General features: G+C 42.4%; 17 protein-coding genes. 10 read left to right on the top strand and 7 right to left on the bottom strand.

Going from position 1 to position 18288, the window contains the following annotated elements; genetic code table 11:
* Window positions 1-30: 30 nt before the first annotated feature.
* Complete coding sequence (locus V7L31_RS15805; protein WP_334697100.1) at window positions 31-1113, bottom strand: cytochrome c oxidase subunit II; 1083 nt, start codon at window positions 1111-1113, stop codon at window positions 31-33.
* Window positions 1114-1505: 392 nt separating this feature from the next.
* Between V7L31_RS15805 and V7L31_RS15800 the strand changes: the two genes are divergently transcribed.
* The 4 genes from V7L31_RS15800 to V7L31_RS15785 all read left to right on the top strand — a co-directional run bounded on the left by V7L31_RS15800 (window position 1506) and on the right by V7L31_RS15785 (window position 4335).
* Window positions 1506-2465: a COX15/CtaA family protein gene (locus V7L31_RS15800; protein WP_334697099.1), complete on the top strand. Its 960-nt coding sequence runs from the start codon at window positions 1506-1508 to the stop codon at window positions 2463-2465.
* 279 nt (window positions 2466-2744) lie between these two features.
* A complete protein-coding gene (locus tag V7L31_RS15795; protein WP_334697098.1) occupies window positions 2745-3698 on the top strand; it encodes a heme o synthase in 954 nt (317 codons plus the stop codon).
* 176 nt (window positions 3699-3874) lie between these two features.
* Window positions 3875-4117 (top strand): type II toxin-antitoxin system HicB family antitoxin, encoded by a 243-nt coding sequence (locus V7L31_RS15790; RefSeq protein ID WP_334697097.1) that lies wholly within the window; start codon window positions 3875-3877, stop codon window positions 4115-4117.
* On the top strand, window positions 4117-4335 hold the full coding sequence (locus tag V7L31_RS15785; protein ID WP_193946409.1) for a type II toxin-antitoxin system HicA family toxin: 219 nt from the start codon (window positions 4117-4119) through the stop codon (window positions 4333-4335). Before V7L31_RS15790 ends, V7L31_RS15785 begins: the two co-directional genes overlap by 1 nt.
* A 108-nt stretch (window positions 4336-4443) precedes the next feature.
* Here the strand turns inward: V7L31_RS15785 and V7L31_RS15780 are convergent, their stop codons facing one another.
* Window positions 4444-6147 (bottom strand): serine/threonine-protein kinase, encoded by a 1704-nt coding sequence (locus V7L31_RS15780; protein WP_334697096.1) that lies wholly within the window; start codon window positions 6145-6147, stop codon window positions 4444-4446.
* Window positions 6148-6647: 500 nt separating this feature from the next.
* Entirely contained in the window at window positions 6648-7421 is a 774-nt protein-coding gene (locus V7L31_RS15775) for a glucosamine-6-phosphate deaminase (protein ID WP_334697306.1), read from the bottom strand.
* 197 nt (window positions 7422-7618) lie between these two features.
* On the opposite strand from V7L31_RS15775, the gene V7L31_RS15770 reads away from it, so the two are divergent.
* Entirely contained in the window at window positions 7619-8305 is a 687-nt protein-coding gene (locus V7L31_RS15770; protein ID WP_334697095.1) for an HAD family hydrolase, read from the top strand.
* 115 nt (window positions 8306-8420) lie between these two features.
* Here V7L31_RS15770 and V7L31_RS15765 read toward each other — a convergent pair whose 3' ends face one another.
* On the bottom strand, window positions 8421-9320 hold the full coding sequence (locus V7L31_RS15765; RefSeq protein ID WP_334697094.1) for an AraC family transcriptional regulator: 900 nt from the start codon (window positions 9318-9320) through the stop codon (window positions 8421-8423).
* Window positions 9321-9515: 195 nt separating this feature from the next.
* Between V7L31_RS15765 and V7L31_RS15760 the strand changes: the two genes are divergently transcribed.
* A complete protein-coding gene (locus tag V7L31_RS15760; protein ID WP_334697093.1) occupies window positions 9516-10265 on the top strand; it encodes an SDR family oxidoreductase in 750 nt (249 codons plus the stop codon).
* A gap of 188 nt (window positions 10266-10453) precedes the next feature.
* Window positions 10454-11452 (top strand): aldo/keto reductase, encoded by a 999-nt coding sequence (locus V7L31_RS15755; protein ID WP_334697092.1) that lies wholly within the window; start codon window positions 10454-10456, stop codon window positions 11450-11452.
* Between the two features lie 162 nt (window positions 11453-11614).
* On the opposite strand, the gene V7L31_RS15750 is transcribed toward V7L31_RS15755, so the two are convergent.
* Together V7L31_RS15750 and V7L31_RS15745 are read right to left on the bottom strand one after the other, a co-directional pair.
* Window positions 11615-12241, bottom strand: coding sequence for a PadR family transcriptional regulator (locus V7L31_RS15750; protein WP_334697091.1), 627 nt, complete (start codon window positions 12239-12241; stop codon window positions 11615-11617).
* A 224-nt stretch (window positions 12242-12465) separates the two neighbouring features.
* Window positions 12466-13374, bottom strand: a complete 909-nt coding sequence (locus V7L31_RS15745) for an alpha/beta hydrolase (RefSeq protein WP_334697090.1) — start codon at window positions 13372-13374, stop codon at window positions 12466-12468.
* Window positions 13375-13569: 195 nt separating this feature from the next.
* On the opposite strand from V7L31_RS15745, the gene V7L31_RS15740 reads away from it, so the two are divergent.
* Window positions 13570-14043 (top strand): helix-turn-helix domain-containing protein, encoded by a 474-nt coding sequence (locus V7L31_RS15740; RefSeq protein WP_334697089.1) that lies wholly within the window; start codon window positions 13570-13572, stop codon window positions 14041-14043.
* Between the two features lie 82 nt (window positions 14044-14125).
* On the opposite strand, the gene gatA is transcribed toward V7L31_RS15740, so the two are convergent.
* Window positions 14126-15595, bottom strand: a complete 1470-nt coding sequence (gatA, locus tag V7L31_RS15735) for an Asp-tRNA(Asn)/Glu-tRNA(Gln) amidotransferase subunit GatA (protein ID WP_334697088.1) — start codon at window positions 15593-15595, stop codon at window positions 14126-14128.
* A 513-nt stretch (window positions 15596-16108) separates the two neighbouring features.
* On the opposite strand from gatA, the gene V7L31_RS15730 reads away from it, so the two are divergent.
* Window positions 16109-17461, top strand: coding sequence for a helix-hairpin-helix domain-containing protein (locus V7L31_RS15730; protein WP_334697087.1), 1353 nt, complete (start codon window positions 16109-16111; stop codon window positions 17459-17461).
* Between the two features lie 203 nt (window positions 17462-17664).
* Window positions 17665-18261, top strand: coding sequence for a hypothetical protein (locus V7L31_RS15725; protein ID WP_334697086.1), 597 nt, complete (start codon window positions 17665-17667; stop codon window positions 18259-18261).
* The last annotated feature ends 27 nt before the right edge of the window (window positions 18262-18288 follow it).

Genomic DNA, 18288 nt, shown 5'->3' with positions numbered 1-18288 from the left:
TCATTAGATTTTGACTAAATAACATATTGATTAATGGTGAACTTGATGGAGGATTTCTGGTTTAATTCCCATGTCCTTGGTGTAAGGCGCGAGAAATTCATTTGGGGATAGATCGGCAGGATTAACAGCGATCGCTTGATTTAGTGTTTCTTTGCTGGCAACTAGCTGTTCTTGCACCCATTTATCAAAGGCTTCTTGTGGTTCAACAACTACTGGCGCTCTCATCGCACCGTGGTAGGGGCCACAAAGTTCGGCACAGATTAGGACATAATCTCCTGCTTTTTGGGGGGTGAAGCGAATCTCGCTTTGCCTACCGGGGATCGCATCTTGTTTTAGGCGGAATTCTGGAACCCAAAAGGCGTGGATGACATCGTTGGCGGTCATACTGATTTCCACTTCTCGCCCAATGGGGACGTGCATTTCACCTGTAGTTATACCAGTTTCAGGATAGGTGAAAATCCAGGCATATTGTAAACCAGTGACGTTGACTTGTAATTGTGCTGGTTTACCTGCTTTATCAGGAGTTCCCCCAATCGTCGGGGCAACAATACCTACACCTGGAGCATTCCGCAGTTGGGGAATTTGGTCAGCATTGCGGACTTCTGCCGTAGCTGGATCTTGCATTGCCTCATCAGATTTTTCTTGATTGAGGTTCGGTTCAGTGCTGGGAGGAGTATCGCTTAAAGTTGCGGCCATAGCACTTCCAGGCATTGCCATCGAGTCTTGATTCATCGGCGCTTGATGGATAGCATGGGGATCAAAGCCACCGATTTCGTTGTACACATCAAAGCTGTAAACAGAAATACCGATAACGATAATTGCTGGGATCGCCGTCCAGAGAATTTCTAAAGGTACATTGCCCTCAACTGGTGGGCCGTCTTCATTGTCACCTGCACGCCGACGGTATCTAAATGCAGAGTAAATTAAAATACCTTCTACGAGCAGGAATATACCTGTAGAAACGATCATCATCGCGTTGAACAGACCATCCACTAATACGGCTTCATCCGTGGCTGCTGCTGGCAACAGTCCGTGATTTTGTCCGTACCAAAAGCTGGCGAGTGTTAGCACGATGCCAATGAGTAATGTCCAGATTGAACTTGGAATCTTCACGGCTTACTTAATTGAATTTACTACGTTATCTTAAACCTGCTCACTTACTAAGGTAGTCTAGGCTGTCAGACATGGGGGACAAAGGTCTGAAATTTTTATTAATTTTTTTGGCCATTTTAGTAATTTTGAGTATGAGTTTACTATCATACAACGCCAAAAATAGATGCAAACCAGTGAAAAAATTTAGAATGCTTAAATTAATTGTCATCAATCAATTTCTGACATCTTGAAAAATACCTAAAGCTTCGGGCAAAACATTGCTGGAGTGATTCAAAGTATAAGTGAGTGCTAATCTATAAACCTTTAGCCTATACGCTAGGGTGAAGATGGAACACTAAAAGAAAATTGAAAATTTTAAGAGATCCACCAAGAGCGGGCAGAAGGTATCGTTCATGAGCGAATTTGTCCTACAACAACAAAATGAAGCGGTAGTTGAGCAGCAAAAGCCCAAAGAAATGATTCGGCGCTTGGTGTGGAAAATGTGCATAGCCACCTTAATTTTGATGGCCATAGGCAGTGCCACCCGCGTTATGAATGCTGGACTTGCTTGCCCAGACTGGCCCTTATGCTATGGCGAACTCGTGCCAGCCAAGCAAATGAATCTCCAAGTGTTTTTGGAGTGGTTTCACAGATTGGATGCGGCTTTAATTGGTGTAAGCGCGATCGCACTTTTTGGTTTGTCCTGGTGGCGTCGTCGCTTCTTACCCTCTTGGCTACCTTGGGCATCCACATTCGCCCTATTTCTAATCGTCTTCCAAGGTATTTTAGGGGGACTCACCGTTACCGAATTATTGCGGTTTGATATCGTTACCGCCCATTTAGGAACGGCGCTGTTGTTTTTTACCACCCTCCTGATTATCGGCACAGCACTCATGCCCTATCAGGGAAATGGAACCGTTGGTAAGTTGCCTTGGGTTGGTTTAACTGCCGCTGTTCTGGTTTACCTGCAAAGTATTCTAGGTGCTTTGGTAGGCTCTCGCTGGGCGCTACACCAATGCCTTGGCGGTTCTCAACTTTGTACTGTGATGTACAGCCATATTGCTGGTTTAGTGCCGCCAACAGTGGCAACCTTGGCAATGGTATTTATCTGTTGGCGGACACCAGCACTACATCCAGCCTTACGGCGACTGGCAAATATGGCTGGTGCGTTGCTAACCTTACAAATCTTGTTGGGATTCGCCACCTTCAAATTACACCTCCAAGTCGAGCCTCTCACCGTCTCTCACCAAGCTATAGGAGCTACTTTGCTAGGTACTTTGGTGGCTTTCACAGTTTTATCACTACGCGACTCGGTTAGTGCTGAGTCACGAGTGCTGTTAGCGGAAGCGGGGCGTTTAGCCCGTGCTGAGTAGGGAGTGGAGGAGATGAGGGCGCAGGAAAAGAACTCCTAATTCATAACTCTTGTACAGACGCGATTAATCGCGTCTCTACTCTTAACTCAGCACTCAGTTTTCATTTGTCTGAAAGAGCCAGCTTGAGCGGGGGCTGCATATACAGCGGATTTCAAGGAAAGTGAAGTACACAAGCTTGCGTCTCAAAGCCAGGTATAAAGCCTGTTTTACTTCTGAATTCTGACTCCTGAATTCTGAATTCTGCTGTAAGTTGTTGAAAAATAAGGAACCAGAGCCAAAATGATTGAGACTAATGTCTCTCGCCACCACGAAACATTTTTACAGGTAGTTCAAAGCTACTACCAGCTAACCAAGCCTCGGATTATTCCGTTGCTTTTGATTACCACGGCTGGGAGTATGTGGATTGCTGCTAAGGGAGAAGTAGACCCATTGCTGTTGCTAGTAACTCTCACTGGTGGCACTTTGGCTGCTGCAAGCGCCCAGACGATTAACTGTGTCTATGACCGGGATATTGATTATGATATGGAGCGGACGCGGCATCGTCCGATACCTTCGGGTAAGGTGCAGCCACGCGATGCTCTAATTTTTGCGATCGCACTGGCCACAATTTCCTTTACACTTCTAGCAGTATTTGCCAACCTGTTAGCCGCCCTATTAGCCTTCTCTGGCATCGTCTTTTATATTTTGGTCTATACCCACTGGCTAAAACGCCACACCACCCAAAATATCGTTGTTGGTGGGGCGGCTGGGGCAATTCCGGCTTTAGTGGGTTGGGCTGCTGTCACGGGCACATTAAGCTGGTCAGCGTGGTTAATTTTTGCCATCGTCTTTTTGTGGACACCGCCCCATTTCTGGGCGCTAGCTCTGATGATTCGGGATGATTACGCAAAGGTGGGGATACCAATGCTACCTGTAATTGAAGGTGATACGGCAACCGTGAAGCAAATTTGGTATTATACCCTGCTTACTGTAGTCGCAACCGTCTTATTAGTTTATCCCTTGGGCGCAAGTGGAATTCTTTATGCTGCGATCGCCGTCAGTCTGGGAGGATTATTTATCCACAAATCTTGGCGGCTGTTGCAAAATCCAGAGGATCGCACTGTCGCTAGAGAGTTGTTTCTCTATTCCATCTCTTACATGATGCTGTTGTGTCTGGGGATGGTAGTTGATAGCCTTCCCGTTACCCATAATCTAATTAATGCAGCGATCGATCAGTTGCATTTTATAGCTTAGGGGATGGAAAATTTAGCGATCGCGTTTGGTAAAGTGGCGCGATCGCATTTTCAGAAATTAAAAAATATACATAATAATTAGAGTTTGGTGGATTTGCGATATCTACGCCTACGCAAGTAAAATTTCAGTTATAACCAAATTGATTAAAAAGCTGAATGAAGTTGTAAAAAATATAAATGTTGACAAATTACATTCGTACAGCAATGCACAAAGCAACTTATGAGTTGCTTGAGGATGGGACTTTCTATGGCGAAATTCCAGAGTGTCAAGGAGTTTGGGCAAACGCTGCAACACTAGAAGCTTGTCGGGAGGATTTGCAAGATACTTTTGAAGGATGGATTATTTTAGGACTGCGTTTAGGTCATACTCTACCGATACTTGATAGTATTGACCTGAATTTCACCAAAGAGGCTGCCTAATGCCACCCTTTGGATCGATTAATCGGCGCGATCTGATTCGTTATTTGAAAGATGCAGGTTTTGATGGGCCTTACCCAGGTGGTAAGCATCAATATATGGTGAAAGGTGAATTAAAGCTGACAATTCCCAATCCGCATCAGGGAGACATAAGCCCAAGCTTACTAAATAGAATATTACGTCAAGCTAATATAAGCAGAGATGAATGGGAGGCGTTATAAATTATATGCGCGAACGGTTAAAGCTCTAGCTGTATAACCACAATCTGGATCATCTTCAACGATAAATACAATTTCAGTCATAGCGGATCTTTCCTAAACTACTAAATTTTACAATTTACAACTCCTGATAAGAGCAAAAAAATTTTCCCAAGCGCCTGAATAACCAAATATCAACTTTCTTCCCTCTCCACCCCAAAAAGTAGGAAATGCTCCTTCTGGTGCATCAATACTAAAAGTAAGCTCAGAATATTCTTTCCAGCGATTATTGATACGCCAACCTAAGCGATCGCCTACTTTAATCCAATCACGGTCTAATATTAACCAAATTTTTCTTTGAACACTAAAGCCAAAACGTCCCTTGCTATACTTTAGCCAAATTTCATTAATTTTCCTGATATCTTGGCAAGGAAATCTGTTAATACTTTCTGAGTCAAGCCAGCCATCTTTTTCTCGACAAGAGATTTCCAATATCAGTGTACCAGTTACTCGATCAGCATCTTTCCAGTTACCTGCTTCCAACAAAGTAATTAACATTTGAGTGCAATCTATTCGTAGGAGGTAAAAATTATCGTATTGTACTGAAGTGCTTCGTTTGCCAAAAATTGCGTTACCATCAAGGGAAATTTTTCCCTTACTTAATCCCTTTTGCCATTTCCACAAGAAATGCTCTGAGTAAACTTCATTTTCTTGAATGATTACCTCACTCGTTTTAGAATCAATTTCTCCATTGATTTTAATGCGATAAGTCCAGCCTAAATTTACATCTCTAACATTCAAATTTCCATCAAATGAGTTACCATTTTTGCTAGTGATACAGAGAGTAATAAATATATGTGTTCTAGTTTTAGACTTACCGCACCAAGTACCAATCATTGAAAGAGACGAAGTTTCTGGTTCTAGAGATGATATAAGTTGCGATTCATTGCAATTATCTGTAAATACGTCATTGACAGATTGATAGCGGTCTTTAACATAATCCTGAATTAACTTATCTAAAACTTTCCCCAAGTCAGTAGTAATATTTATACCTAGTGGCAAATATTCTCTCCATATCCAGCAACCTCTGAGCGCATCATAAAGTTCATCAGAACCATCTGCATTTGGTAAAACTTGGGTTAATAGCCGAATACAAGTTACACCCAAACTATAAAGGTCACTTGCAGGGAAAACTTGACCACGCATTTGCTCTAATGGTGTATATCCAGGCGTTCCTACTGTTGTGCCAACACCTACAAAAGTTTTTGTAATTTGTTTAGAAACACCAAAATCAATTAATATCAACTTGCCATCTAGGCGGCGCATGATATTTTCTGGCTTGATATCTCGATGAATTACACCGCGTTCATGGATAAACTTCAGGATAGGTAATAAATCAGTTAAAAGCTGTTTTATCTTTTCTTCGCTAAAGGCTCCCTGCTGCTGCAATTCTTGTAATAAATTCTGCCCTTGAATTAACTCTTGTACCAAATAAAGCCGCTTATCCTGTTCAAAATAAGCAATCAGCCGGGGAATTTGCGGGTGTTCTCCTAAGTCATACAGACGCTTCGCTTCTTGCTTAAATAACTCCGTTGCTTTCTCAAGTGGATCTGTTCCTTGAACTTGAGGGAAAAATTGCTTAATTACGCAAGGTTCGTCTATTTTATCTGTATCCCTAGCTTCATAAGTTCTGCTAAATCCACCCTCACCCAAAAGTCGTATTACTCGGAAACGGTTTCTGAGTAATGGTGTGAGTGTTTGTCCACACTTAATACAAAACTTATTGTCATCAGGGTTAAAAGGATTTGAACAACTGGAATTAGAACAGTAAAGCATATTTGGGAATAAGTAGATGGTGTCTATTAAGTTTTCCCATTTTCTGCTTACTCGGTTTCACGAGACTTAATATTTTTGAGCAGATTTACTTCTCGTGACATCTACAGTCTCAAGTCACTTTTGCTAGCGTAATGATATAGACAGGACTTACGCAAAAGTACATGCGGTAGGGGTAATACCAATACCCTGCGGGAAGCCCTCCGGGTGCATTGGTGTCAACTTAACGTGAAACCGTTTGTCCGCCGGGAATTGAAATTCCCGTCTCATAGCTAAAGTCATCTTCAGATGACTAAATATCGCCAAAAATCTCCAGTCTACTTCAGTAGACTTTAGCTATTAGCCCGAAAATTTATTTCCGGGCGGGCATGTCAGCCGACAGATAAGCTATTTCCAGCTTAAGTTGACACCTATGCTCCGGGTGACGCTCCTAAAGTCGCTCTAAGCGTTAGCGTCTCCAAAGGAGAAGAGAAGCCATGTCAAAGGCTTTACGCATTTAAATTTTAAGAAAGCAAACTAGCAGAATTAACATCTAAAAATAACGTTGCTTGGGATTGTTGACGGAGAATAGAAGCCGGACAATCTGTACTTATAGCTCCTTGTAACATCTCTTTTACCACATTTGCTTTACGTTTTTCTGGAGCAAGACAGATAATTTTTTTAGCTGAACAAATCATCGGGATGGTGACAGTAAAAGCATATTGTGGAACAGTTTCTAGATTCGGAAAGTGACCTGTGCTTACTTGTTGCTGACGGTTCACTTTATCCAGTTTCACCAGTTTCACACTGTAGGGATCTTGAAAATTTGCTACTGTTGGATCGTTAAAAGCCAAATGTCCATTTTCGCCAATACCAAGACAGCATAAGTCAATTGGCTGTGCTTGCAGTAGTTTAGTATAGCGATCGCACTCTGCCACTGGTTGCAATGTATCACCTTCTAGATAGTGAAATTCCTTAGGAGCAACCCGCTTTTCTACACGTTCTCGCATATAACGCCGAAAACTGGCAGAATGATCAGCAGTAATTCCCAAATATTCATCTAGATGGAACATAATAATCCGTGACCAATCCACACCACCCAATGCAATCAACGCATCGAGAAATTTGAGTTGGGAATTACCTGTTGCTAACAATACAGCAGCCGTATCTTGTTGCTTAAGAACTTGCTGTAAATACTTTTGGGCGATTTCGGCAACATCTTTGGCCATTTCGACTTCAGTGTTGTAAATCTGCACTAGTAAATCATCAACACGAAAAAAGTTTGTCGCATCTAGCATTTGCTTACACATAAGGTGATCAATTATACGGCACTTTGTTGAGATGCTCTACCTGTCTGTCCTTATATGCCCTATTCAGTATAGATTTTCGGATTTAGCAGATTAATTCGCGACTTTTTCCTATAAGGAAAAAAGACAAAAAACCATGTAAAATATTTAAATTAAGTTAACAATTATTTACATTTTACCAAAAAATCATGCTGGCTGCAATTCTCTTTGACCTAGACGGCACTATTGTCAACACTGACCCCATACACTACCGAGCTTGGCAGGAAATGCTGTTAAATTACAGCATAGAAATTGACGAAACATTTTATAAATCTAGAATTAGTGGTGGGCTAAATCCAGAAATTGTTAAGGATATTCTGCCACAATTATCAGCAGCAGAAGGGCAAAAATTTGCAGATGAAAAAGAGGCACTTTTCCGCAAACTTGCCTCGTATCTTAAACCGTTGAGTGGATTTTTGGAATTACTAGAATGGACAAATACACATCAGTTAAAACGAGCATTAGTAACTAATGCCCCTAGATTAAATGCAGAATTTATGCTAGAGGTTTTGGGAATCAAAGAAGTGTTTCATACAATTGTTTTGGCGGATGATTGTATTGCAGGTAAACCCGATCCTGCACCCTACCAAGTTGCTTTGAATAAGTTGGGTATTCAAGCAGGAGAAGCGATCGCTTTAGAAGACTCTCCCTCTGGTATTCGTTCGGCAGTGAGCGCAGATATCCGTACCATTGGCATCGCTTCCACTCACGATCCGCAAGTTTTGCAGTCATTCGGCGCATTTATGGCAATTCCAGATTTTACTGATTTACAGTTGTGGACATTCCTGAACTCACTCATTGAGACAGATTCAAGTGCGATCGCTTCTAATTTTTAGGGGTATTGGGAAAGAGGAGGTAGGGCAATACTGCTCGGATAAGCAGGGGAGGCAGGGGAAGTAGGGGGCATGAGTTTTTTAATTTTTAATTTTTAATTAATTTCTCTCCATGCCCTTAAACTCCACTTTTTAGCCGAGCTATATCACGTAATGGTGGTGCGCCGAACAATCGGCTGTATTCACGGCTAAATTGTGAGGGGCTTTCATAACCTACGGAATAACTAGCTGTGGCCGCATCCATGCCCTGTCCTAGCATCAAGTTACGGGCTTGTTGCAGCCTAAGTTGTTTTTGATATTGCAAAGGACTCATCGTGGTGACAGATTTGAAGTGATGATGAAGAGACGAAGTACTCATACGCGCTTCACGAGCGATCGTATCAATCTGAAATGGCTTTTCATAGTTCCATTTGAGCCAGTTGATTGCTCTGGCGATCGCTTGGAGTTGTTTATCAACTAAAGCAATCTGTCGCAATCTAGCACTGTGTTCGCCTGATAACAAACGGTAGAGAATTTCTCGGACAACCAAAGGTGCGAGGATGGCAATATCTTGGGGCGTTTCCAACAACCGTACAAGTCGTATAGCTGCATCCAACAGTTGCGGGCTAACAGGATTAATAGACAAGCCCGGTTTTAATGGTTGGTTAGCGGGAGCGTCTAGTTTTGCCTCCATCATTAGTGTGCTGAGTTCTCCTGGATCTAAATCGAGCCGAAGGCACAGATACGGAACGGTTGGCGTTGCTTCAATCACTTGGCCGATGACAGGCAAATCGATGGACACTACTAGATATTGGTCTTGACCATAAACATAAAGATTGTCTGCCAACATCACCTGCTTTTTGCCCTGAGCAACGATGCACAAGGAAGGCTCATGCAGAGCATGAAGGGGCGCGCTTGGTTGTGAGGAGCGCAACAAGAACAATCGCTCGATCGCCGTGGCTTGCATACCATCTGTGCTACTGTTCTGTGCAATCAGAGTGGCTAGTTCCGACTGCTGCTTTCTAAGAGTCTGTTCCATAATATCGTTTGAAATCCTTTATAAAACTAGCACTTAGCGCAGCCCCAATATATTCAGCCGTTGAGGTCAGCCTATCTTTATCATCATAAACAATGAATAAAAATGCAGGATTAGGCAAGAATTCCGCAGGTTCAGATTACCGCAGTAGGCTATGACTCTCTTAGATTAATAACAACAACTTGGAAATACCGTTTTATGACTGCCAACGAAAACAACGCCAAACAACAGAAAGTTGTACTGATTACAGGTGCAAGCAGCGGCATCGGTGAGGCTACAGCACGTCTACTCGCTCGTAAGGGCATCCATGTCATACTAGGCGCACGGCGCACGGAGCGCCTAGAAATGCTTGTGGCTGCGATCCGTTCTGAGGGAGGCTCGGCGGAGTATCAGACGCTTGATGTCAGCGATCGTGCTGGCTTTCAAGCTTTTGTAGAATTTGCTCAGAGCAAATTCGGCCGCGTTGATGTCATCATCAATAATGCTGGTGTTATGCCGCTCTCAAAATTAGAAGCGCTGAAGGTCGATGAATGGGACTGGATGATTGATGTGAATATCCGTGGCGTACTCAATGGCATCGCCGCCGGACTTCCTTTGATGAAGCGCCAAGGATTCGGTCAGTTCATCAATCTGTCCTCCATCGGCGGACATGCTGTGTGGCCAACCTGCGCCGTTTACTCGGCTACTAAGTTCGCCGTGCTGGCAATTTCGGAGGGGCTGCGTCAGGAAAATACCGACATTCGCGTTACGGTTATATCCCCAGGCGTAACAGAGTCCGAACTGGCAGATAGTATTACTGATGTCGAAGCCGACAAAGGGATGGAGGAATTCCGTAAGATTGCGCTTCCGGCTGAAGCGATCGCCAGAGCGATCGCCTTTGCAATCGATCAACCGGATGACGTTGATGTGAACGAGATAATTGTCCGCCCCACTGCCAGCCCATATTAAGGGACTTCCAATTAAAAAAATATTCCGTCGCTTTGACGGCAGGGGAGCAGGGGGCAGGGTGCAGGGGAGCAGGGGGCAGGGTGCAGGGGGAGAAAGGGTTTGAGGCTTGTTTACTTTTTTTTCTTCACACAGTTTGGTTTTATTATGCTGACTTACTTACTAGAAGCAAAACAACTGAAAATTTAAATATGACTACACAAAATCAAATTCAATCTCGCCAACTTGGTTCTACAGGACTAAGTGTTTTCCCCATAGCTCTTGGATGTATGGGTATGTCTGGTATATATGGTGCAGCAGACGAGAACGAAAGCATTGCAACTATCCAAGCAGCTCTCGACGACGGGATTACATTGTTGGATACTGGCGATTTCTATGCCAGTGGATACAATGAAATGTTAATTGGTCGAGCAATCAAGGATCGTCGAGATCAAGCACTGGTTTCTGTGAAATTCGGCGCTTTACGCACTCCCGATGGCGGATGGATTGGTATAGATACCCGTCCCGCTTCGGTGAAAAACTTTGTAGCTTATAGTCTTAACCGATTGGGAGTAGACCACATTGATATCTACCGCCCGGCTCGATTAGACCCACAAGTTCCTATTGAAGACACCATCGGTGCGATCGCCGAGCTAGTTAAAGCTGGTTATATTCGATACATTGGGTTATCGGAGGTGGGAGCGAACACTATTCGCCGTGCCCACGCCATCCACCCCATCACTGACTTGCAAATCGAATACTCTCTAATTGACCGTAATCCTGAGAGCGAGATTTTCCCTGTACTGGAAGAACTTGGTATTGGCGTAACTGCCTATGGCGTGCTTTCGCGAGGATTGCTGAGTGGTTCCACTCCAGCCACCCAAGGAGACTTCCGTGCCGACTTGCCACGCTTTAGCAAAGAAAACCTTGCCCAGAACCAACGCCTAATCGAAGAACTGAAGCACATTGCCGCCGAGAAAGGAATTCTCCCTTCACAGTTGGCTATTGCCTGGGTACTTGCAAAAGGCAAAAATATTGTGCCAGTCATCGGCGCACGCAAGCGCACCCAACTTGCCGAATCGTTGGCGGCTCTGGATGTGAACCTATCCCCAGAAGACTTAACCCGCATCGAAGCAGCAATTCCCGCATCAGCGATCGCAGGCACTCGTTATGATGAACATCAAATGAAGATGCTAGACAGCGAACGCTAATGCTATTAACAGCGCAAACAAAGATTTGAGGGTTTGTAGTAAGCAGTTTAGTACTGAGAAAATAGGACTAAAATCCTGACTACGAGCCTGTCAATAAGTAATGAGAAATTCCTTGTAGAGACGGCGATTTATCGCGTCTTTAATTTATCGCGTCTCTCTAACTTATTTCTCAGCCAGAATCGCGTAAATTTCCCGTTTAACTTGCTCTAAAAGCTCACGCACCCGATTTATCCGCTCTATATTGCCACTACGAGCAACCTGCACCACAGCAGCAGCTAATTCTGTGGCGGCATTCCGCAACTCAATAAACTCTTGGGGCTTACCTGTAACAAAACCTTTGAAGGTATCCCAAGGAGAGTCTGAAGGTTCTTGCTGGGTACGTTCTGCTAATAATTGTCTACCCTCATCCGTAATCGTGTAAATCCGCTTACCGCCTTCCTGTGCGCTCTTGAGATAACCACCTTCCTCCAGTAATTGGAGTGTTGGATACACTGAGCCAGGACTGAGGCGACGAAAACCACCATAGCGAGTTTCCATCTCTTTAATCAGATCGTAACCATGACTAGGATGCTCTGATAACAATTCCAGCAGAATGAACTTGATGTCACCCCGACGAGTCCGGTGTTCATCTCCCCAACCACGACCAAACATTTCATGGCCAAAGTGTTTCTCATGATGTCTGCCATGATGCTTCTCATGGCCAAACCAAGACCTGACAAGCAATGAATCCTCTTCGCTAACTCCTGCCCATGCAGGTGCGCCAAAACGTGACCGAAAGTGTCTAAACATAAATAAATCTCAAATCAACTTTCTCTAATATACGATATATCGGAATATATCGCGATATATCGGAATAGAATTTTGATGAAGATTTGTGAAGTAATACCAATTTAAAAAATGATTGCAACAGATAAATTCACGCCAAGCCAGACACACCAAGGCAATTCCCAATCCAAAATCTAAAATCCAAAATGGTACAAATAACCCTGCCAACACCGTAAGGAATAGCCAAGCTAGTCGAAGCTGTTCAAATAGCGAGGAGTCTGCACTTGTTGGACAAAAGACTCTATCAACTGCAAATATTGTGAACCAGCAACTACTGCGGTATTGTTGTGATCTGCTCCTGGAACCAACAATAGTTGTTTTGGTTCGGGTGCAGCAGCATAAAGTTTTTCGCTCATAAAAGAGGGTACAGTCGAATCAGCAGCGCCATGAATGAATAAAACTGGCATTTTTAAATTTGGCAATTTTTTAATGGATTCAAACCGCTGTGTCAAGATTAAATCCACCGGAAACATCCAAAACATATTTCGGTAAGTGATTAAATCGCGGATGGATGTAAAAGAGCTTTCCACGATTAAACCAGCGGCTTGTGGGTGTTTGACTGCCAAATCGAGGGCTATTGCACCCCCTAGAGAATGTCCATAAATAAAAATTTGGCTGGGTAGAATCTCTTGTTGCTGTACCAAGTAATTCCAAGCTGTCGCTGCATCTTCATAAACCCGCTTTTCATTAGGAAAGCTGCCTTCACTGCGACCATAACCCCGATAATCAATCAGTAATACCGAAAACCCTAGCTGATGAAACCTGTTAGCATGAGTTATATTTGCGCCAATATTGATACCATTTCCGTGTAAGTATAGCAACACCTTGGCATTGGGTTGCTTGGCTTTTATCCACCAACCGTGGATGCGTTCTAACTTGCCTGTTTTACCAGGTACAGCCAACCAAACCTCTTTGTAAGGAAGATTAAAAAACTCTGGTGTTTTTTCAATAACAGCAGAGGGAAAGAAAATAAACTGAGGCTGCCCAATAAAAAGAACTAGACAGATAACACAGTAAGCGATCGCTGCAATTATCCCAGCCCAGAGTAGCCTCTGGGAAAATACTTGTATTATAAATTGCAGCTTGTTAATTTTCATACCTGATTTATTTTACTTTTAAGGTATGTATTATAACAATAAAAATACTTACTATAAGGCGCACTAGCATTTTAAAATGCGGGATTAAGCCATTCTCAAAAAAATTTATCCTAAAATCAAATATCCAGTAAATTTACGTATGCAAATTGGAGTGTTCTCAATGAATAGTAGAATTAGGCCATAGAGGAAAAGATTGTGACGCTCTTAAACGAAGCTCAATTAGAGCAACTAAAGGAAATAACCACACATCTGCGACAAGCAAGACAAGAAAAATCCATCCGCATAGAAGAAATCGCCTCTCAAACAATGATTCGAGCAGGTATTTTGCAAGCTTTAGAAGAAGAACGATTTGAAGAATTACCTGAGCCGATTTTTCTTCAAGGATTCATCCGTCGTTATGGAGATGCTTTAGGGCTGGATGGAAATGCTTTATCATACAGCCTGATAACCAATGTTGTCCGTGAAGATTCTAAAAATGCTCATAAGAATTCGGACAACAAAGGAAATACATACATACCTCTTGTTCTGACCTATATTTTATTACTGGTCGGTGCATCAGCTGGTCTTCTTCATATACTTAATCCACAGCTTACAGCTGAATCCCCGACTCCAGAAAACAAAGATCAACAGTCAATAGTCAGTAATCAGACTAATAAAAAAATAGACTGACTGGGAATTGGGGACTGGGAATTGGGGACTGGGGAGAAGAATTAATAACCAATGACCAATGCCAATGACCAATGACCAATGACTAATGACCAACAACTATTTGTGGTTTACGCAGATGCCAAGTAGTGGATTGTTCATAAGCATAAGCTACCTGAAAAAGCTGGTCTTCTCGTAGCACATTGCCAATTAACTGTAATCCTATCGGTAGACCTTGATCGTCAAAACCACATGGCAAACTTAAACTGGGTAAACCAGCAAGATTTACAGGAATAGTCATCAAGTCAGTTAAGTACATACTCAAGGGGTCAGTAGTTTTTTCCCCTGCTTTGAATGCTGTAGTGGGAGATGTGGGACAAACCAACACATCAACCGTTTGAAAAGCCTTTTCAAAGTCTTGCTTAATCAAGGTGCGGACTTTTTGCGCCTTCAGGTAGTAAGCGTCATAATAGCCAGCGGAGAGGGCATAAGTGCCAATCATAATCCGGCGTTTGACTTCTGTACCAAAACCAGCGGCACGGGTACGAGTGTACATCGATAGCAGATTATCTGCATCAGGAGCGCGATACCCATATTTAACGCCATCGTAACGAGCCAGGTTTGCTGATGCTTCTGACGGGGCGATGATGTAGTAAGTGGGTAAGCCGTAGCGAAAGCGGGGGCAGGAAATTATGTGAATCTCTGCTCCCAAACTTTGTAGTTGGTCTACTGCTTTGGTAACAGCTTGTTCTACTACAGGGTCTAAACCTTCACCAAAAGTTTCTTTAATAACACCAATTCTTAGCTGACCTCTGGGTTTGAAGTCTGGTTTTAAGTTAGCAGCGTAGTTGGGAATGGCAACTTTCAGGCTGGTAGAGTCTTTAGGATCGTAACCTGCGATCGCACTCAATAATATTGCCGCATCTTCTACCGTGTTGGCAAATGGCCCAATTTGATCTAAAGACGAAGCGTAAGCCACCAAGCCGTAACGAGAAACCAGACCATAAGTTGGTTTCATCCCTACCACACCGCAGAAAGATGCCGGTTGGCGAATCGAACCGCCAGTATCAGAACCAAGAGCAACTACGCATTCTTGGGATGATACCGCCGCCGCAGAACCTCCTGAAGAACCGCCTGGAATTCGTGACAAATCCCAAGGATTAGCTGTGACTTGGTAGGCAGAGTTTTCTGTGGAACTACCCATTGCAAACTCATCTAAGTTGGTTTTGCCAACCATTACCGCCCCAATATCTGCCAGTTTTTGCGTAGCGGTTGATTCATAAGGCGGCACGAAATTTTCCAAAATCCGCGAGGCGCAGGTAGTGGGAACTCCCTTGGTACACATATTGTCTTTGATACCTATAGGAATCCCTGCTAGCAGTCCAATTTCCTCTCCCGCAGCAATTTTGGCATCCACAGCACTTGCCTGCTCTAATGCTTGTTCTGCGGTAACACATAAAAAGCTATGTAATTTTGGCTCTAAGGCTTGAATGCGATCTAAAGCTTCTTGGGTAATTTCGACGGCAGAACGTTCTTTTTCAATCAGTTGTTGGTGCAACTCGCGGATGGATGCCATGATTGCTCTCTTTATGACTCAAGTCATTGATTCTAGTACATATTGGTCGAAATTGGGTATGGGACATTGGTCATGGGGCATTGGGCAAAACAGTTCCGAGTACCGAGTAAAGAAATGAGATTCCCCACTCAGCACTCTTGAAGGGGATTAGGCATTGAAAAGAGGCAGAGGGGCGGGGTGCTACTCTTGCTGAGGGGAAAACTTTTCTCCCTTGCTCCCTGCTCCCTTGCTTCTTCCCCAGTCCTCAGTTCCCACACATCTTAAATCAGCGGATTAATATGTATTGAAATGTGTTTAATAGGTTTTAAAAAACAGCAAATGTATGGCTATTAACCATCTATGAAGAGCCGATCAAAGTTTTGATATATTTTGATATATACTAACTACTTTCGTGTAAGAGTATAGCAGTGTTTTCTAGTGATATAATTTTGTATTATAACCGCTATAGATACTACAAAGTCAATATTTTTATCAATTAATTAATTTCGCAAAAATTTTTCAGGGTAGGGTAGGATGATAAAAATAGCCACACGCAAATATTTAGGTAAACAAAATGTCTATGACATTGGAGTTGAGCGCGACCATAATTTTGCGATCAAAAATGGCTTAATAGCTTCTAATTGTTTCAATAAATCTCATTCGACTGCCTATGGTTATGTAACTTATCAAACAGCATATTTAAAAGCTAATTACCCATTGGAATATATGGCGGCACTGTTAACGGCTAACAGTGGTGATACCGATAAGGTGCAGCGATATATTACGAATTGTACAAATATGGGGATTTCTATAGACCCGCCAGATATTAATCGTTCTGGTGTTGATTTTACACCGACGGCAGGCAAGATTTTGTTTGGATTTTCGGCAGTGCGTAACGTGGGACAAAATGCGATCGCTTGTATTTTGGAAGCGAGAAATGAGACAGGAGAGTTTAAAACACTCGCTGATTTTTGCGATCGCGTCGATTTGCGCGCTGTTAACCGCCGCACCCTGGAGTCGCTGATTTACTGTGGAGCCTTTGACAAAATCGAATCCAACCGCCAACAGTTAATTAATGACTCAGAATTAGTGTATGATTGGGCACAATCTCGCGCCAAAGACAGAGCCAGTGGTCAAGGGAATCTGTTTGATTTATTAGGTGATGGATTTTCTTCAGCTCAGAACAAGAGAGCAAATAATGCCTTTGAAACTGCTCCCAAATCTAAACCTGTGACAGATTTGCCCCCACAGAAAAAGTTGCAGATGGAGAAAGAATTACTAGGTTTTTATGTATCAGATCATCCACTGAAATCCTTACGGCAAATAGCACCACTTTTGACTCCAATTAATCTTTCGCAGTTGGGAGAACAAAGAGAAGATACAAGGCTTTGTGCAGTTGTGATGTTAAATAACGTCAAAAAAGTGGTGACGAAAAAAGGCGATCAGATGGCAATATTGCAAATAGAAGACCTAACTACACAATCAGAAGCCGTAGTTTTTCCGAAAACTTATGAACGTATTAGTTCTCTACTCCAAGTCGATACTAGATTGATTATTTGGGGAAAAGTAGATCGGCGTGATGAACAAACTCAATTTATTCTTGAAGATGCAGAGCCAGTGGAAACAGTACAAATGGTGATGGTGGAATTAAATCCACAACAAGCAGGTAATATGGAAGATTTACATCGCTTGAAAACAATTTTGCAAGAGCATTCAGTAGATAAAGAAAAGGCAAAAATGCCAGTAATTGGAATTATTCAAACTGAAACTTCTCGTAAGCTTGTTCGCTTGGGTTGGCAATTTTGTGTACAAGATTCTAGAATTACCGTTCAAGCTTTGCAAAATGCTAGTTTTCCTGCTCATATAAAATCCCTGACTAGTAGCTAAACACTAGCAGCAAAAAATCAACCAATACTGAAAAGTATCTTAAGAATTAGTTTTATTGAACTGTCAACAGTAAATTGCCTTAAGTAGCTAGGATTTGAATCGTTTTTTTAGTTACTTATGCGGATGATAATTTCCTTGAGGGAGTGGTATCTTTTTATGCTAATACCCTTAAGGCTGCGACCGGGGGAAGGAGTTAGAACTTGATGACTGTAAATGAGCTACATAAATTTGTTTCATACTGTAAAAGAATTCAACCCCAAACTCACGAGGACATTCAAAAATTTTTTGAAGGAGTGATATTATTTCCTTACGATAAGGAACTTCTATTGCAAGCTTATTTATTTCTGAATATTAAAGAATTGTTTCCCTCGTGCGCTGAATTGCTGTTGTTTGAAAAGTCTCCAATTTCAGATTATACAGATTTAGGGAAGTGTGATTTTGTCTTCCTAACTTTTAAGGGTAGTCTGTTTTTAATAGAAACTAAATTTATTGATACAGAAGCAACTGGAGCAACAGAAAGGAAAAGAAGAAATAAACATAGAAACAAGGTATTTGAGCAAGTTATTACTTTAAAAGGCCGATTTAGCGAATATTGGAATATGAGGCTAGATCAATTAGAGTGTGGGGTTTTCACAACAGATGCAGAAGTTGCTTGGCGAGGAAATGGTGTGAATGTCATATCTAAATCAATATCTATAGACAAGCTAGAACAATGGCGAAGAAATTATCACAATAGTGATAGGTTTTTATCTCATCAAGATGGATCAAAGTTTGAGGAAAAAGTGAATTTGAAAGGTTGAGCCAATACCTAAGTATAGTTATTGCAG

It is taken from the genome of Nostoc sp. (assembly GCF_036916655.1).
Lineage (GTDB): Bacteria > Cyanobacteriota > Cyanobacteriia > Cyanobacteriales > Nostocaceae > Nostoc.
The sequence above is the reverse complement of the archived record's forward strand: the minus strand, read 5'-3'. Positions and strand labels throughout refer to the sequence as shown.

Coding starts and splice junctions, on each gene's coding strand:
- V7L31_RS15745 (WP_334697090.1), bottom strand. CDS start 13,374: ATGAAAATTAACAAGCTGCAATTTATAATACAAGTATTTTCCCAGAGG.
- V7L31_RS15760 (WP_334697093.1), top strand. CDS start 9,516: ATGACTGCCAACGAAAACAACGCCAAACAACAGAAAGTTGTACTGATT.
- V7L31_RS15800 (WP_334697099.1), top strand. CDS start 1,506: ATGAGCGAATTTGTCCTACAACAACAAAATGAAGCGGTAGTTGAGCAG.
- V7L31_RS15755 (WP_334697092.1), top strand. CDS start 10,454: ATGACTACACAAAATCAAATTCAATCTCGCCAACTTGGTTCTACAGGA.
- V7L31_RS15730 (WP_334697087.1), top strand. CDS start 16,109: ATGATAAAAATAGCCACACGCAAATATTTAGGTAAACAAAATGTCTAT.
- V7L31_RS15775 (WP_334697306.1), bottom strand. CDS start 7,421: ATGCTAGATGCGACAAACTTTTTTCGTGTTGATGATTTACTAGTGCAG.
- V7L31_RS15795 (WP_334697098.1), top strand. CDS start 2,745: ATGATTGAGACTAATGTCTCTCGCCACCACGAAACATTTTTACAGGTA.
- V7L31_RS15725 (WP_334697086.1), top strand. CDS start 17,665: ATGACTGTAAATGAGCTACATAAATTTGTTTCATACTGTAAAAGAATT.
- V7L31_RS15785 (WP_193946409.1), top strand. CDS start 4,117: ATGCCACCCTTTGGATCGATTAATCGGCGCGATCTGATTCGTTATTTG.
- V7L31_RS15770 (WP_334697095.1), top strand. CDS start 7,619: ATGCTGGCTGCAATTCTCTTTGACCTAGACGGCACTATTGTCAACACT.
- V7L31_RS15765 (WP_334697094.1), bottom strand. CDS start 9,320: ATGGAACAGACTCTTAGAAAGCAGCAGTCGGAACTAGCCACTCTGATT.
- gatA (WP_334697088.1), bottom strand. CDS start 15,595: ATGGCATCCATCCGCGAGTTGCACCAACAACTGATTGAAAAAGAACGT.
- V7L31_RS15790 (WP_334697097.1), top strand. CDS start 3,875: ATGTTGACAAATTACATTCGTACAGCAATGCACAAAGCAACTTATGAG.
- V7L31_RS15780 (WP_334697096.1), bottom strand. CDS start 6,147: ATGCTTTACTGTTCTAATTCCAGTTGTTCAAATCCTTTTAACCCTGAT.
- V7L31_RS15750 (WP_334697091.1), bottom strand. CDS start 12,241: ATGTTTAGACACTTTCGGTCACGTTTTGGCGCACCTGCATGGGCAGGA.